This window comes from Veillonella sp. ICM51a (genome assembly GCF_000524355.1).
Classification (GTDB): domain Bacteria; phylum Bacillota; class Negativicutes; order Veillonellales; family Veillonellaceae; genus Veillonella; species Veillonella atypica.
Genome location: NZ_JAPX01000009.1, coordinates 15,765 through 29,808 on the forward strand (window position 1 = coordinate 15,765; position 14,044 = coordinate 29,808).

General features: G+C 39.8%; 12 protein-coding genes and 3 tRNA genes. All 15 read left to right on the forward strand.

Translation table 11 applies throughout. The features are described 5' to 3' along the window. The first annotated feature begins 166 nt into the window (after positions 1-166). Entirely contained in the window at positions 167-1,030 is an 864-nt protein-coding gene (locus tag HMPREF1504_RS01170; RefSeq protein WP_005381708.1) for an energy-coupling factor transporter ATPase, read from the forward strand. Then, positions 1,030-1,890 carry an energy-coupling factor transporter ATPase gene (locus HMPREF1504_RS01175; RefSeq protein WP_005381679.1) on the forward strand — a complete coding sequence of 287 codons (861 nt, stop codon included), beginning with the start codon at positions 1,030-1,032 and terminating at the stop codon, positions 1,888-1,890. Before HMPREF1504_RS01170 ends, HMPREF1504_RS01175 begins: the two co-directional genes overlap by 1 nt. Next, positions 1,880-2,680, forward strand: a complete 801-nt coding sequence (locus HMPREF1504_RS01180; protein WP_005376984.1) for an energy-coupling factor transporter transmembrane protein EcfT — start codon at positions 1,880-1,882, stop codon at positions 2,678-2,680. Before HMPREF1504_RS01175 ends, HMPREF1504_RS01180 begins: the two co-directional genes overlap by 11 nt. Next, positions 2,680-3,465: a tRNA pseudouridine(38-40) synthase TruA gene (truA, locus tag HMPREF1504_RS01185; RefSeq protein ID WP_038122722.1), complete on the forward strand. Its 786-nt coding sequence runs from the start codon at positions 2,680-2,682 to the stop codon at positions 3,463-3,465. The genes HMPREF1504_RS01180 and truA overlap by 1 nt, the downstream gene beginning before the upstream one ends. 141 nt (positions 3,466-3,606) lie before the next feature. After that, on the forward strand, positions 3,607-5,358 hold the full coding sequence (locus tag HMPREF1504_RS01190; protein WP_038122724.1) for a 2-oxoacid:acceptor oxidoreductase subunit alpha: 1,752 nt from the start codon (positions 3,607-3,609) through the stop codon (positions 5,356-5,358). A gap of 1 nt (position 5,359) precedes the next feature. Continuing rightward, positions 5,360-6,232, forward strand: coding sequence for a 2-oxoacid:ferredoxin oxidoreductase subunit beta (locus tag HMPREF1504_RS01195; protein WP_005382786.1), 873 nt, complete (start codon positions 5,360-5,362; stop codon positions 6,230-6,232). A gap of 228 nt (positions 6,233-6,460) precedes the next feature. Continuing rightward, complete coding sequence (locus tag HMPREF1504_RS01200) at positions 6,461-8,293, forward strand: MAG1210 family protein (protein ID WP_038122726.1); 1,833 nt, start codon at positions 6,461-6,463, stop codon at positions 8,291-8,293. A 1-nt stretch (position 8,294) separates the two neighbouring features. Next, a complete protein-coding gene (locus HMPREF1504_RS01205) occupies positions 8,295-9,014 on the forward strand; it encodes a LemA family protein (RefSeq protein WP_009661889.1) in 720 nt (239 codons plus the stop codon). 35 nt (positions 9,015-9,049) lie between these two features. Continuing rightward, positions 9,050-10,396 carry an MATE family efflux transporter gene (locus HMPREF1504_RS01210; RefSeq protein WP_038122729.1) on the forward strand — a complete coding sequence of 449 codons (1,347 nt, stop codon included), beginning with the start codon at positions 9,050-9,052 and terminating at the stop codon, positions 10,394-10,396. 62 nt (positions 10,397-10,458) lie between these two features. After that, the gene (locus HMPREF1504_RS01215) at positions 10,459-11,346 is read left to right on the forward strand and encodes a prephenate dehydrogenase/arogenate dehydrogenase family protein (protein ID WP_016476509.1); all 888 of its coding nucleotides are present in this window, start codon (positions 10,459-10,461) and stop codon (positions 11,344-11,346) included. 11 nt (positions 11,347-11,357) lie between these two features. Further along, positions 11,358-12,395, forward strand: a complete 1,038-nt coding sequence (locus HMPREF1504_RS01220; RefSeq protein ID WP_005381710.1) for a nicotinate-nucleotide--dimethylbenzimidazole phosphoribosyltransferase — start codon at positions 11,358-11,360, stop codon at positions 12,393-12,395. Next, the gene (locus HMPREF1504_RS01225; RefSeq protein WP_038122731.1) at positions 12,392-13,495 is read left to right on the forward strand and encodes a nicotinate-nucleotide--dimethylbenzimidazole phosphoribosyltransferase; all 1,104 of its coding nucleotides are present in this window, start codon (positions 12,392-12,394) and stop codon (positions 13,493-13,495) included. The genes HMPREF1504_RS01220 and HMPREF1504_RS01225 overlap by 4 nt, the downstream gene beginning before the upstream one ends. A gap of 266 nt (positions 13,496-13,761) precedes the next feature. Beyond that, positions 13,762-13,836 (forward strand) — tRNA-Gly (locus HMPREF1504_RS01230). Positions 13,837-13,841: 5 nt separating this feature from the next. Next, positions 13,842-13,917, forward strand: a tRNA-Asn gene (locus HMPREF1504_RS01235). A 5-nt stretch (positions 13,918-13,922) separates the two neighbouring features. After that, positions 13,923-13,998, forward strand: a tRNA-Lys gene (locus HMPREF1504_RS01240). Positions 13,999-14,044: the final 46 nt, after the last annotated feature.

The following is a 14,044-nucleotide window of genomic DNA, read 5'->3' on the forward strand; positions in this document are numbered from 1 at the left end:
ATACGGTGTTGTAACTTCGGTTGCAACACCGTTTTTTTATTGTCAATTTTATGGTACAATCGACTAGTACAAATATCGTTATATAGTAGCAGTTATCGTAGTGATGGAAGATTAATTGTTAACTTTCACATAAAACGAAATTGACTAGAAAGATACGAGGCTATTCATGAAATCAAACGAAACAATGATTGAGGTCAATCATTTAAGCCATTTATATGTTGATGAAAATGGTAATGACGTGCGTGCCCTAGATGATGTGAGTCTTACCATACGGCGTGGTGAATTTGTGGCTATTATAGGTACTAACGGCAGTGGTAAAAGTACATTGGCTAAGCATTTTAATGTGTTATTGCAACCTACAGCGGGAAATGTTACCGTATGTGGTTTTGACACATTAAATGATGAACATATCTGGAATATTCGCCAACATGTGGGCATGGTATTCCAAAATCCAGATAATCAAATCGTAGCAGCTGTGGTAGAAGAGGATGTAGCATTTGGTCCAGAGAATCTGGGCGTACCTAGTGCTGAAATTCGTAAACGTGTTGATGACGCTTTGGCTGCAGTAAACATGACCGAATATGCGGAACATGGTCCGCATTTATTATCTGGAGGTCAAAAGCAACGGATTGCCATTGCTGGTGTACTTGCTATGAAACCAGATTGTATCGTACTAGATGAACCTACTGCTATGTTGGATCCAAAAGGGCGTTTAGAGGTTCTTGAAACAATTCATAGACTCAATAAAGAAGAAGGTATTACCATTGTAATCATTACCCATTTTATGGAGGAAGCGGTAACCGCAGACCGTGTTGTGGTTATGAAAAATGGCGTTAAATTACAAGAGGGAACACCGCGTGAAATCTTTACTCAAGTGGATACGCTAAAAGATTTAGGCTTAGATGTACCTGTTGCAGCAGAGGTTGCATCGAAACTCATTCAAAAGGGCGTAGATATCCCTAATGATATCATTACTAATGATGAACTTGGTGATGCATTAACGACGTACTATGCGAAGGAGGCACACTGATGGCTATTGTATTAGATAATATTACCTATACCTATGGTGTGGGTACTCCTTTTGAGAAAACAGCGTTGAAGGGCATCTCGGTGACCATTGAAAATGGTGAATTTCTTGGCATTATTGGACATACTGGATCGGGTAAATCCACATTTGTGCAACATCTCAACGGTTTATTGCATCCAACGACTGGTAAAGTGACGGTCAATGGTGTGGACGTAAGTGAAAAAACTGATGAAGCAAAACATATGCGTCATAAGGTAGGCATGGTATTCCAATATCCTGAACATCAACTTTTCGAGGAAACGATTGCCGAAGACATTGCATTTGGGCCAAAAAACTTAGGCCTTGATGCAGAAGAGGTAGACCGTCGAGTGCGTGAAGCTATGGCCTTTGTAGGTCTGGATTATGATACCTATGCTGAACGTTCTCCGTTTCATTTATCTGGCGGTCAAATGCGCCGCGTTGCCATAGCTGGTGTAGTGGCGATGGAACCGGATTTCCTTGTACTCGATGAACCTTCTGCAGGCCTTGATCCATTTGGGCGTGAAGAAATCTTTGATGAAATTATTAAACTACATAAGGAAAAAGATGTAACAGTCATCCTCGTATCTCATAATATGGAAGATATTTCACGCATGGCGAATCGTCTCATTGTATTAGATAAGGGTCAGATTGTACTGGATGGTAAACCGTTAGATATCTTTAATCATCATCGCCATGTATTACAACAGGTTGGCGTAGATGTGCCACCTGTGTCCGTATTGATCGAATTATTGCGGAACCGAGGCCTTGATGTATCAAACGAAGTATTAACCGTAGATGATGCTGTACAAGCTATTCTAGAAGGAGGTCAACATGTTAAATAATATTACAATTGGCCAATTCTTCCCTGGTAACTCGTTATTACATCGCATGGACCCACGGGCAAAAATTATAGGCACTACTATTTTCGTTGTTGCCATATTCTTGGCGAACACACCATTGGCATATGGCATTGTGGCGGCTTTCACCATTGGTGCTATGTTATTATCTCGTCTGCCATTACGTTTGATGTGGAATGCGATAAAACCATTATGGATTATCATTGTATTCACAATGGGGATTCATATTTTTACAACTCCTGGTAATAGCATCATCTCCTATGGCATCATTAATATTACGGATAATGGACTTGCTATGGGCTTGCAAATGGCGGCACGATTAGTATTCTTAATCTTATTCTCGTCATTGCTAACCTATACGACATCACCTATACGGCTGACAGATGGCATTGAACATTTACTAAATCCATTCCGCCGCATCGGTGTGCCGGCTCATGAACTAGCTATGATGATGACCATTGCATTGCGTTTTATTCCTACCTTACTTGATGAAACAGATCGTATTATGAAAGCCCAATCGGCTCGTGGTGCGGATTTTGTAACAGGTTCGATTATTCAGCGAGCTAAAAATATGGTACCTCTCTTAGTGCCATTATTTATTAGTGCATTCCGCCGTGCTGATGAATTGGCTATCGCTATGGAAGCACGTTGCTATCGCGGCGGTGTTAATCGTACGCGTATGAAAGAACTCAGCATTACATGGGTTGATTATGTAGGCTTGGGAGCCGTGTTTATTGTAACGGCTATCTTATTAATCCTATGGTGGTTAGGATAATGCGGAATATACGATTAATTGTGGCCTATGATGGTACTGATTTAGCGGGTTATCAGAAACAATCTGTTGATAAGGGGATTACTGTTCAAGGGGCTTTGGAGAAGGCATTATCTATTATTTGTGCTGAACCAATCCAAATTTATGGTGCATCGCGTACCGATGCGGGTGTACATGCACGCTTTCAAGTCTGTGCATTTCAAACATCGGGATCCATACCGGTAAAGAATATTCCACGGGCGACGATTGCCCATTTGCCAAAGGATATCGTTGTAACAGAGGCTGTTGAGATACCATTAGATTGGAAACCTCGTCATAACATTTTTGGTAAGGAATATATTTACTCCATTTATAATCGTGAAATTGCAGACCCTATGGGGCAGCGGTATCATTGGCATGTAAAGAAACCTCTAGATGTTGAAGCCATGCGTCAAGCAGGCAAAGCTCTTGAAGGAATGCATGATTTTTCTACATTGAAAGGGGCTAATACAACACCCGTAGATCCGGTAAAAACCATTTATGCCATCGGTATTAAAGAGAAAGCGGGTCGTATCGATATTTCTGTTGTGGGTGATGGATTTTTATATCATATGGTTCGAAATATAGCTGGCTTATTAGTGGACATTGGGCTAGGCCGAAAATCAGTGGCCCGAATTCCTGAACTATTAGCTGCAAAGGACCGTAAGCAAATTGGAAAAACAGCACCGGCTCAAGGCCTAGTATTAGAGGAAATTTTCTTTACTACTGATAGACTACATGCGGTAATAGAACGTATTAAAGAAGAATAATTATGAAATGTTACATTGTAAAACGTCTACTATACATGTTACAATTGCACTATGAGACAGGTTTATTACTTAGCTGTAATTAATATACATAGGGTAGACTCTTGTCAGCATTGTAATTATATCCTAAGGAGGGTGAATCTCTTGCAAAAACGTAAAGATTTTATCTGGAAAATGGGTGGACAACAAGGTGAAGGTATCGAGAGCTGTGGCGAAATCATGGCTACAATCCTTGCAAAAGAAGGATATTCTCTATACAGTCAACGTTTGTTTGCATCCCGTATCAAAGGTGGTCATACTACCTTCGCATTGCGCGTTGCATTAGAACAAGTTATGTCCATTGGTGAAGGCGTAGACTTCTTGTTGGCTCTTGACCAAGAAACTGTTGATATGCATGGTGTTGAAGTGCGTGATGGTGGTTATATCATCTGCGATAGTAAAGTAAAACCAGATTTTTCTAAATTTGAAGGTTCCAAAGTTAACTGCTTATCCTTGCCAATCTCTGAAACGGCAATGAAACAAGGTTCCTTGTTGATGCGTAATATCGTAGCACTTGGTATGTCCGTAGCGCTTCTTGGTTTCGACACTAAGATGTTTAAAGATGCAATCGCTGCAAAATTTGCGAAAAAATCCCAAGAAATCGTGGATAAAAACTTGGCAGCTTTTGATGATGGTCATAGCCTTGTAATGGATAAATTAGGTGATGTAGAAATCGATACATTACCAGCTCCTGGTAAGAAAGATCAAATGTTCTTATTAGGTAATGAAGCATGTGCTCTTGGTGCTATTGCAGCAGGTTCCCGTTTCATGGCATCTTATCCTATTACTCCAGCATCTGAAGTAATGGAATACATGATTAAAAACATGGATAAATTAGGTGCTACTATCGTTCAAACAGAAGATGAAATTGCAGCTTGTATGACTGCTATGGGCGGTGTATATGCAGGTGTTCGTGGTTTCACTTGTACTTCTGGCCCTGGTCTATCCTTGATGGCAGAATCCTTGTCTATGGCATCCATGGCAGAACTTCCTATGGTTGTTATCGACGTACAACGTTCCGGCCCATCCACAGGTATGGCTACAAAGGTAGAACAATCCGATATTGATGCGGCTTGCTACAACGCTCATGGCGATTATGCAGGTATCGTTATTTCTCCAACATCCATCGAAGAATGTTTCTACGAAATTCAAAAAGCTTTCAACTTGGCAGAAATGTATCAATGCCCAGTTATCTTTATGCCGGACTTACAACAAGGTTTGAATAAACAATCCGTTCCTACATTCGACTTGAACCGTGTACCTATTAATCGCGGTAAAATGATGAAGGAAGCTGACCTTCCTGAATTGGAACAACCTAACTACTTCAAACGCTTTGAATTGACAGAAGATGGCATTTCTCCTCGTACAATTCCTGGCATGAAAAATGGTCTATTCCTTTCTACTGGTCTAGAACATAATGAAGAAGGTAAACCAGCAGAAGCGCCTACAATGCACGTAGCGCAAACTGATAAACGTTTCCGCAAATTGGAAACTGTAGCTGATAACTATGAACCATTCTTGAACAATGCAAAATACGATGAAGCTGATGTACTCGTTGTAGGTATGGCTTCTAGCCGTGGTGCTATCGAAGAAGCAGTTGCTGAATTCGATCAAGAAGGCGTTAAAGTTAACCATTTACAACTTCGTTTGATTAAACCATTCCCTGCAAAACAATTGCAACCATTCATGGATGCAGCTAAAAAAGTTGTTATTGTAGAACATAATGCAACAGGTCAATTGACTAACCTATTCAAAATCAACATGCATAAGAAATCCAAAATTTCTAGCTGCTTGAAATATGATGGTAATCCATTCACAAAATCATATGTGAAAAATGCAATTAAGGAGGTCCTATAATATGACAACAGCTAAAGATTACAGAAATGATATTCGCCCTAACTGGTGTCCTGGTTGTGGTCATTATGGGGTACAAGCTGCCATTACTGATGCAGTAGTAGCAAAAAATATTCCACCTGAAAAATTGGCAGTTATCTCTGGTATCGGTTGTTCTAGCCGTATCGGTGGTTATTTCTATGCATATGGTGCACATACAACTCATGGTCGTGCGCTTCCATACGCTCAAGGCGTTAAACTTGCTAACCAAGACTTAGAAGTTATCGCTTGTTCCGGTGATGGTGATGCGTTCGCTATCGGTATGGGTCATACTATTCATGCTTTCAAACGTAATGTAAACATGACATATATCGTTATGGATAATCATGTTTACGGTTTGACTAAAGGTCAAGCATCCCCTCGTTCCGATATCGGTTTTGTTACAAAAACAACACCTCGTGGGGCTTTTGAATCACCATTGTCCGTTTGTGAAACTGCTATCGCTGCAGGTGCTACATTTGTTGCACAAGGTTATATGATTAACCGTGCTGAACTCGTTGATTTGATTCAACAAGCTATGGACCATGAAGGCTTCTCCTTCATCAACGTATTTAGCCCATGTGTTACATACAACAAACACAATAGCTATGACTGGTTCAAAGAACATTTGACTAGCTTGCCAGAAGGATATGATCCAACAGACCGTGCGACTGCACTTAAAACATTAGGTGAAACACAAGGTTTGGTTACTGGTCTTATCTATCAAGATACGACTAAACCTTCCTTTGAAAAAGCTATGGCCGCAGTTAATGGTGGTACACATCCACGTCCATTGACTGAAGATGTTGTTAAACCTGATCAAGCATTATTTGATAGCCTTTGCAATCAATTTAAGTAAGTTTAACTTAACATATATCGTGTTCTGATATAGGTCCCCTCTTTACTGACTACTATGTAAAGAGGGGATTTTCATTTTATTACTTTTCGGTTAGTGATAATTACTTTACGGAGTTTTTCTTAACTGATATACTAATTTTAATTTAAGTTATTTATAATTAAACATAGGTATAGTACCTGCTAGACGTATTTTAACTATTATAGCCATAAGATAGAGGGGTAGAGTAACGTGTCGAATGAATATAATGAAGCATTACTAGAACCACTAAAGTATTACAGAGAAAGTCTTAAGGATACATTCCAAGGTATTACAGAAGATTATTTTCAAGATTTGGTAAATCAATCACAGGTTGATATTAATAAAAATAAAGACTTAATCGATAAGTATACGAATGTTTCGGAGAATCGAAATCAGTCTAACAGTACATATAAACGGTTTGGTATTGTACGAATTATCGATTTCATTGTGGGCATAGGCGCACTTATTTATGGTGTGTATCAGTTTTCACAACCGCAAATGGATATTCTATCCATCGTTATATGTATCGCTATTATAGCCTTATGCATAGGGTTGTATGTATATTGGATTCGACCTAATCGTAAGAGCCTCGAAGAGAAACTGAATGATTTAGATGCAACGCTAAGTCAAATGCGTGAGGACGGTTATGAAATGATGCAGCCTCTAAATGAATTATTTCATAGTGAAATGACGGCGGAGCTTATAAAAAAGGCGATTCCCTTTATTCATTTAGATTCCAATTTTAATATGGAACGCTATGAACAGCTCGTTAAAGATTATGGCTTTTTAGAAAAAGATGATGTAAATCGCTCTACATTGGATATTACTTCCGGAGATATTTTAGGAAATCCTTTTGTGTTTATTAAGCGTATTATCCATTGGATTGATGATTATACATATGAAGGTACTCGTGAGGTCGTCTATACAGAAGAATATATAGATTCTGATGGCAATACAAAAACTAGAGATGTAAGTGAAACACTTCGTGCCACTTTAAAACGACCTGGTCCATATTATGCGGATAGAATATCCTTGGTATATGGTAATCATGCAGCACCGAATTTAATATTCCATAGAAGACCACCAGAAAAAGGTTTATTTAATTTTGGAGGTGCGAAGATTCAACTGGCAAAACGCATTGCAGGGCTTAGAAAGAAAAGTGAAGATGCCTTAGAAGATGGTGGAAACTTTCAGGCGTTGGCAAATGAAGAGTTCGATGCACAATTTAATGCATTAGACCGAAATAATGAGGTCGAGTTCCGCGTGTTATTCACCCCATTAGCACAAAGTAATTACAAAGATATTTTTGAGAATTCTCCCTATGGTGATGACTTTGTTTTCAATAAACAATGTAAAATCAATGAAATTTTAACTGATAACTCTATGGATTGGAATTTCGATACCGTACCATCACAATACTATGATTTCTCCTTTGAAAAGATTAAAGAGAAATTCATTAATTTTAACTGTAGCTATTTTGAGCATATGTATTTTTCATTTTTGCCAGTCTTAGCAATTCCTGTATATCAACAAATGGCTTCTACTGATTATATTTATAAGAAATCTTATGATTTTAAATATAATGATTACATTACAGAAATGCTCGCGAATAAGATGAACCTTGGGTTATTTATTCCTCCTGATGCAACGCAGAGAAGTAATGTAAAAACATTGCTAAAAACGAGTCACTATAAAAAAGAGACAGATTCGGAAATTATTAAGGTAGATGCTTATTCGTATAGGACTATTGAGCATGTGGATGAGGTTCCTGTTACAGCAGGTAATGGTAGAACCTATTATGTACCAGTTAAGTGGAATGAGTATGTGCCGGTTACAAAGCATGAACTTATTGAAGTAGCAGAAGTAGATACAGTTGACGATGACTTCAAGCGTGTTAAAGAATTGAATCATTACCAACGATCCGAAAATAACAAAAATGGTTCCTTTGCCTATGGACATTTTATGGTAGGGAAACTCTATAAGGATAATCAGTCTCTAGTAGACTTATTAAATACGATTTTTGAACAAAATGGAGGTAAGTAAAATGGCTAATCAACTTGATGAAATGAACCCAGAGATTATGGCAGAAGGCAGAGATGTACATGTTATTGCTAAGGTGATTCCTGTAGAAACCAGTGGCTTTGAAAAATTGATACCTACGATTCTAATGGCTATCGGTGTAATTGCCATCGTTTTAGGGATAGTGATTGACAAGTACCTCATATCTGCTATAGGTGTGGTTGTACTTGTTTATCCTTGGTGGCGATTAAAACAAATTAGTTCCGAATTTAATATGATGGAACAACGAATCCAAAATGCAGCATCTGAAATTGATAACTATATGGAACAACGGGTTGTTATTCTTTCTAATGCGGCTAAACTCGTAGAAAAATCTATTGAAGTAGATAAAGATATTCTTGTGGATATTGCAAAGTATAGAAGTGGTAATTTTAGTGAAGAATCTAGAAGCGATGTAAATGCTCAGCTTAATAAAGCGACGAGAGCATTAAATGTAGCTATAGAAAATTATCCAGAATTGCAAAGCCAAGATACAATTCGCGATGCAATGCAACAAAATTCATATTTGCAAAAAGAAATTACAGCTGCTAGAACGTTATATAATGATGCGGTAAATACGTGGAATCGAGAAATATTCGATTTCCCATTCAAAAAAATTGTAGCTGCTAAAGAAGGTAGAACCACAAGAATTCCATTCATAGCAGATCAAGAAACTAAAGAAAAGGCAAAAGGTGTTTTCTTTTAGTTCATAACATTTGGTAGTAATAAAAAGGGGATACTATGAAAACATATGAAAAAGGCATTAGTTTATCCATTTGGACCTTAAGCTGGCCTATATTTATCGAAGTATTCCTGCAAATGCTCGTCGGCAATATCGACCAACTGATGATGAGTCATTACTCGCCACAGGCGGTAGCCGCTGTAGCTAATGCGAATCAAATTTTAAATATTTTTATCATGCTCATCGTTGTTATGAGCACTGCCACGACGATTTTGATTGCCCAATATTTGGGTGCTCGAAATCAGTCAAAGTTATCAGAGGTTTGTACCGTTAGTTTAGTGCTAAACTTTGTATTCTCCTCTGTGGCGGCGGTGTTTTTCATCACTTGCCATGAATGGATTTTTACATGGCTTGGGATACCACCAGAAACGATGGGGGATACATCGTTATATACGACTATTGTAGCGGCAGGATTACCAATACAGGCCATGTACTATGCATTGGTTGCCGTATTTAGAGGCCATTCGTTGACGCGTATTACCATGTATGTGGCACTCGTTATGAATATTATCCATGTAGGAACGAATTATATTCTAATTTTCGGTCATGGCCCGATACCGAGTCTTGGTGTACTCGGTGTATCTATTTCTACGTGGCTTTCAAAGGTAATTGGCCTTCTTATCATCGTATATCTGTTCAAGGCACTGTTGCAGTTGAAGGTTAGCACGTCTTATTTAAGACCCTTTCCTTGGCATACGGTTAAATCCTTGCTCCATATTAGTGTGCCATCTGGCGGTGAAACATTGAGTTATCAATTATCGCAAACGACGATTATGAAGATGGTCAATATTCTAGGGTTAACTGTGATTAATACGAAGGTTTATGTATATGTCATCGCCATGTTGTGTTATGTGTATACCATAGCCTTATCGAATGCATCGCAAGTTATCGTAGGATTCTTGATGGGCGCTAAACGGCAAGATGAAGTAACGAATCGCGTGTGGCATTCTATGTTTTTAGCCATCGCTATCAATGTAGGATTGGCAACGTTCTTTTATATAACGAGTGATACGGTTCTATCTGTATTTACAACGGATTCTGAGATTTTATCCTTAGCCCATAATGTGCTCTTGGTGGAGATTTTCCTTGAACTAGGGCGGGCGGTAAATATCGTTATGGTCGGTTGTTTACAGGCCGCAGGTGATATTCGTACCCCAATGCTAGTTGGCATCTTTGGCATGTGGTTATGTGCTGTGCCATTATCGTACCTATTTGGTATTTATTGGGGCTGGGGCCTTGTAGGCATATGGATTGCTATGGCTGCTGATGAGATTTTACGAGGTGTATTGTTTATCTATCGCTGGTATAGCGGAAAATGGAAAGAAAAACGCCTTATTGAGGTGTAGTGATATAGTTTGTTTGCGTTTCTATATTGGAGATATAGGGACGCTTGTGAAAGTAGGTTTATATGAGTAAAACCGTAGGTATCATTGGGTTAGGTTTATTGGGGGGTTCGTTGGCAAAGGCTTTGAAAGCCTATACAGATTATGATGTAGTAGGGTATGCACGCCGACAAGAGGTATGTGATGCAGCATTACAAGATGGGGTAGTATCCCAAGCTTGGACCGAGGTAGAGCCACTCATTGAACATTCGGATATCGTAGTGTTTTCCTTGCCGCCAGATACTAATGCTCGACTTTTTACAGAGGTGGCTCATCTGTTTAAACCAGGTCAGGTGGTAACTGATGTATCCAGTGCAAAGGAAAATTTTGTACGCGCCGTGTATGAATCTATTCCAAAGGGAACCTTTTTCGTATCTGTTCATCCTATGGCCGGATCTGAAAAGGGCGGCTATGAAGTATCTCATAAAAACCTATTTAAAGGCATGGGGTGGATTGTATTAGAGGATAAGGCGTCTGATGTGTATAATGAAGAGGTGGCTAAAGAATTGGCTGATATGGGGCGTGCCGTTGGTTCCCGTATCGAATTTGTCGATGTATATGCTCATGATGCGTATTTAGCGATGGTTAGCCATATGCCGCATCTGATAGCCGCCATTTTAACACAAGTATCTGGTGGCGATGAACTCGGCGAATTACGTATGCGCTTATCCGCAGGTGGATTCCGTGACTGTACGCGTGTAGCCGGCGGTTTGCCATCCATGTGGCGTGAAATCATTTATGGGAATCGTCATAATGTATTAGAAGGCTTGTCTAAAATGGAAGACGAAATTCGTCGGGTAAAAGAAATACTTTCACAAGAAGACGAAGGCCAAGCCTTAGAAGACTATTTACATAGAAGCCGAGATGTTAGAAATAAATTACCGTACTTGACGGGACAAATTAAGAATAATTAAGAGGAGTTGTTATGGGGTTACTACAAGAAACCTGCGACGCGATTCACAGTCGTAGTAAAGAGATTGAACAACATATTATTAAGAATTGGAATGATGCGTCAGATAGTAAGCAATATGGACGTCTCGTCAATATGGTGGCTCAATATGGGGCAGCTACAAATCAAAAGAATGTAACAATTCCAAAACCTTGTATGATCATTGCCTCTGCCGATCATGGCGTTGCCGATATGGGGGTTAGTGCCTATCCAAAGGAAACGACTGTTGGTATGACGCAAAATTATTTAATTCCCAAAGGGGCTGGTGCCAATTCCTTGGCCAATTATTGTGGTGCGCATATGGAAGTCATCGACATGGGCATTGATGCGGATATGAGCTGGGTCCCTGGACTGCGTTCTCATAAATTGGGGATGGGTACAAAGAATTTTGTAGAAGAACCGGCCATGACGCGTGAACAAGCAATCGAAGGCATTGAAACGGGTATCAAATTGGTTCAAGAAAAGATGGCTGATGGATATAATGTATTCCTTGTAGGTGAAATGGGAATTTCCAATACGACAGCAAGTGCACTTATGACGGCTAAGTTTGCCGGTCTTACTGCAGAAGAGGCCACTGGGCGAGGCACGAATATTTCCGATGAGCGTCTTAAATTAAAACAACGCATCGTTCATGATGTATTAGTTAAATACAAGGATATCCCAAAGGACGACGCCATTGGTATTTTGGCCGCCGTAGGGGGCTTTGAATTTACATGTATTGTAGGTGTCATTTTGGGGGCAGCTGCTCATCATGGTATGGTCATCATCGATGGCTTTAATACATCTGCTTGTGCACTGGTGGCTAAAACATTGGTTCCAGCCTCCATGGACTACGTTATGGCCTCTCATTTATCTGCAGAAAAAGCGGCTAAATCTTCATTGCAAAATCTTGGATTAGAAGCCTATGTGGACTTAGGTCTTTGCTTAGGAGAAGCCTCTGGTGGCTCCGTTCAAATGGGGATGCTTGACCTTGCAGTTCATATGTATAAGTCTGTCACAGGAGGTAAGGCATGAGAGCTTTTAATATTCAACCATTAGATACGAAAGCGATGGAAACATGCCGGTATCGCATTGATAATTTAACCAAACCTATTTATAGTCTGGCTATGCTCGAAACGATAGCTGAACGATTTGCAGGCGTATTGGCGAATCCTAAACCAAATCATTTAAAATATGGTGTTCTTATTGTAGGAGCAGACCATCTTGTGGACGGTCCTCAAAATGTTGAACATGGGCATACTAGTTTAAATGCAATAAAACGATTTAATGAAGGCATGAGTGCTACGCAAGGGGCGGGATTTAAATTACAAGCACCGGTTTACGTTGTTAATATTGGCTTAGAACAAGATACAAATCATTTGGCGAATATTGATTCTCGAGTTATTCGTAATGGGTCCCACTTCTTTGGCGTAGAACCTTCTATTAGTCATGATGAATTGGAACAAGCGCTTGAAATGGGCTTTGGTTATGCGGATACATTACATGAAGCAGGCCTACAAGTGGTGGCCTTAGGTAATATAGGTGAACGCACATTCCTTGATGCGTTGGTTACGACCGCTACCGTTACAGGCGCATCGTACGAGACTTTATTGACAGAATCTGGTAATGGACCTACCATTGCACAGCGTGCTGCACACATCCATTCGTTTGTAGATCCATTTGATATTGCTGTAGATGATTGGTCTGTTTTATCTGAAAGCGACCGCCGCACTGCTGTATTGCGTTTGCTTCATGTAGCAGGTGGCCTCGATATTGCTTTCTTAACAGGCTTTATCTTAGGTGCTGCTAGCCATCGTATGGCTGTGGTATACGATAATGCACTAACTGGTGCTGCTGTACTTGCAGCGGTGACGATGGAACCGTTGGTGAAAGACTATGTTTTCCCATCCGCTGTTTACGATGATCCTATTCATAAGGAACAATGTCGTTTTTTAGATGTAAAACCTCCATTACATTATGATTTACAAATCGATGAAGGCTTAGGCTCTACAATGGGGCTATCTATCGTAGATGCATCTATGCATATGTTAAATGACATGAAAACATTCGTAGAAGCAGAGGTTCGTGCCGCTGAGGATGGTGCCGGTAAAGGTAGACAAGAAGATATTAAATAATGATAGAGAGGACCTCATGATATATAGTTCCTTTACTTAAGAAATAGTAATGGAACTATATATTTGAAAGTTCTCTTTTATATGTTTGTTATAAATCAGGTAGATTTGTATCATATAGATTTCGTATTATTTTTATAGGAAATTCATTGAAAAACCATTGACACTATATGTGTAAATTGATATTATTATAAAGCAGTCAGAACTGACCTGGTTTAGTTCTTGACTAACAGAAGGTAATTATGATATAGTAATTATCGGTTCTGTATGCGGGAATAGCTCAGCGGTAGAGCACCGCCTTGCCAAGGCGGGGGTCGCGAGTTCGAATCTCGTTTCCCGCTCCATACATTCCTCGATAGCTCAGTTGGTAGAGCAATCGGCTGTTAACCGATCGGTCGTAGGTTCGAGTCCTACTCGGGGAGCCATTCATGACTCACTAGCTCAGTTGGCAGAGCACCTGACTTTTAATCAGGGTGTCCCGCGTTCGAGTCGCGGGTGAGTCACCAACTTTGGCCCGTTGGTCAAGCGGTTAAGACACCGCCCTTTCACGGC

Coding starts and splice junctions, on each gene's coding strand:
- HMPREF1504_RS01170 (WP_005381708.1), top strand. CDS start 167: ATGAAATCAAACGAAACAATGATTGAGGTCAATCATTTAAGCCATTTA.
- HMPREF1504_RS01175 (WP_005381679.1), top strand. CDS start 1,030: ATGGCTATTGTATTAGATAATATTACCTATACCTATGGTGTGGGTACT.
- HMPREF1504_RS01180 (WP_005376984.1), top strand. CDS start 1,880: ATGTTAAATAATATTACAATTGGCCAATTCTTCCCTGGTAACTCGTTA.
- truA (WP_038122722.1), top strand. CDS start 2,680: ATGCGGAATATACGATTAATTGTGGCCTATGATGGTACTGATTTAGCG.
- HMPREF1504_RS01195 (WP_005382786.1), top strand. CDS start 5,360: ATGACAACAGCTAAAGATTACAGAAATGATATTCGCCCTAACTGGTGT.
- HMPREF1504_RS01205 (WP_009661889.1), top strand. CDS start 8,295: ATGGCTAATCAACTTGATGAAATGAACCCAGAGATTATGGCAGAAGGC.
- HMPREF1504_RS01210 (WP_038122729.1), top strand. CDS start 9,050: ATGAAAACATATGAAAAAGGCATTAGTTTATCCATTTGGACCTTAAGC.
- HMPREF1504_RS01215 (WP_016476509.1), top strand. CDS start 10,459: ATGAGTAAAACCGTAGGTATCATTGGGTTAGGTTTATTGGGGGGTTCG.
- HMPREF1504_RS01220 (WP_005381710.1), top strand. CDS start 11,358: ATGGGGTTACTACAAGAAACCTGCGACGCGATTCACAGTCGTAGTAAA.
- HMPREF1504_RS01225 (WP_038122731.1), top strand. CDS start 12,392: ATGAGAGCTTTTAATATTCAACCATTAGATACGAAAGCGATGGAAACA.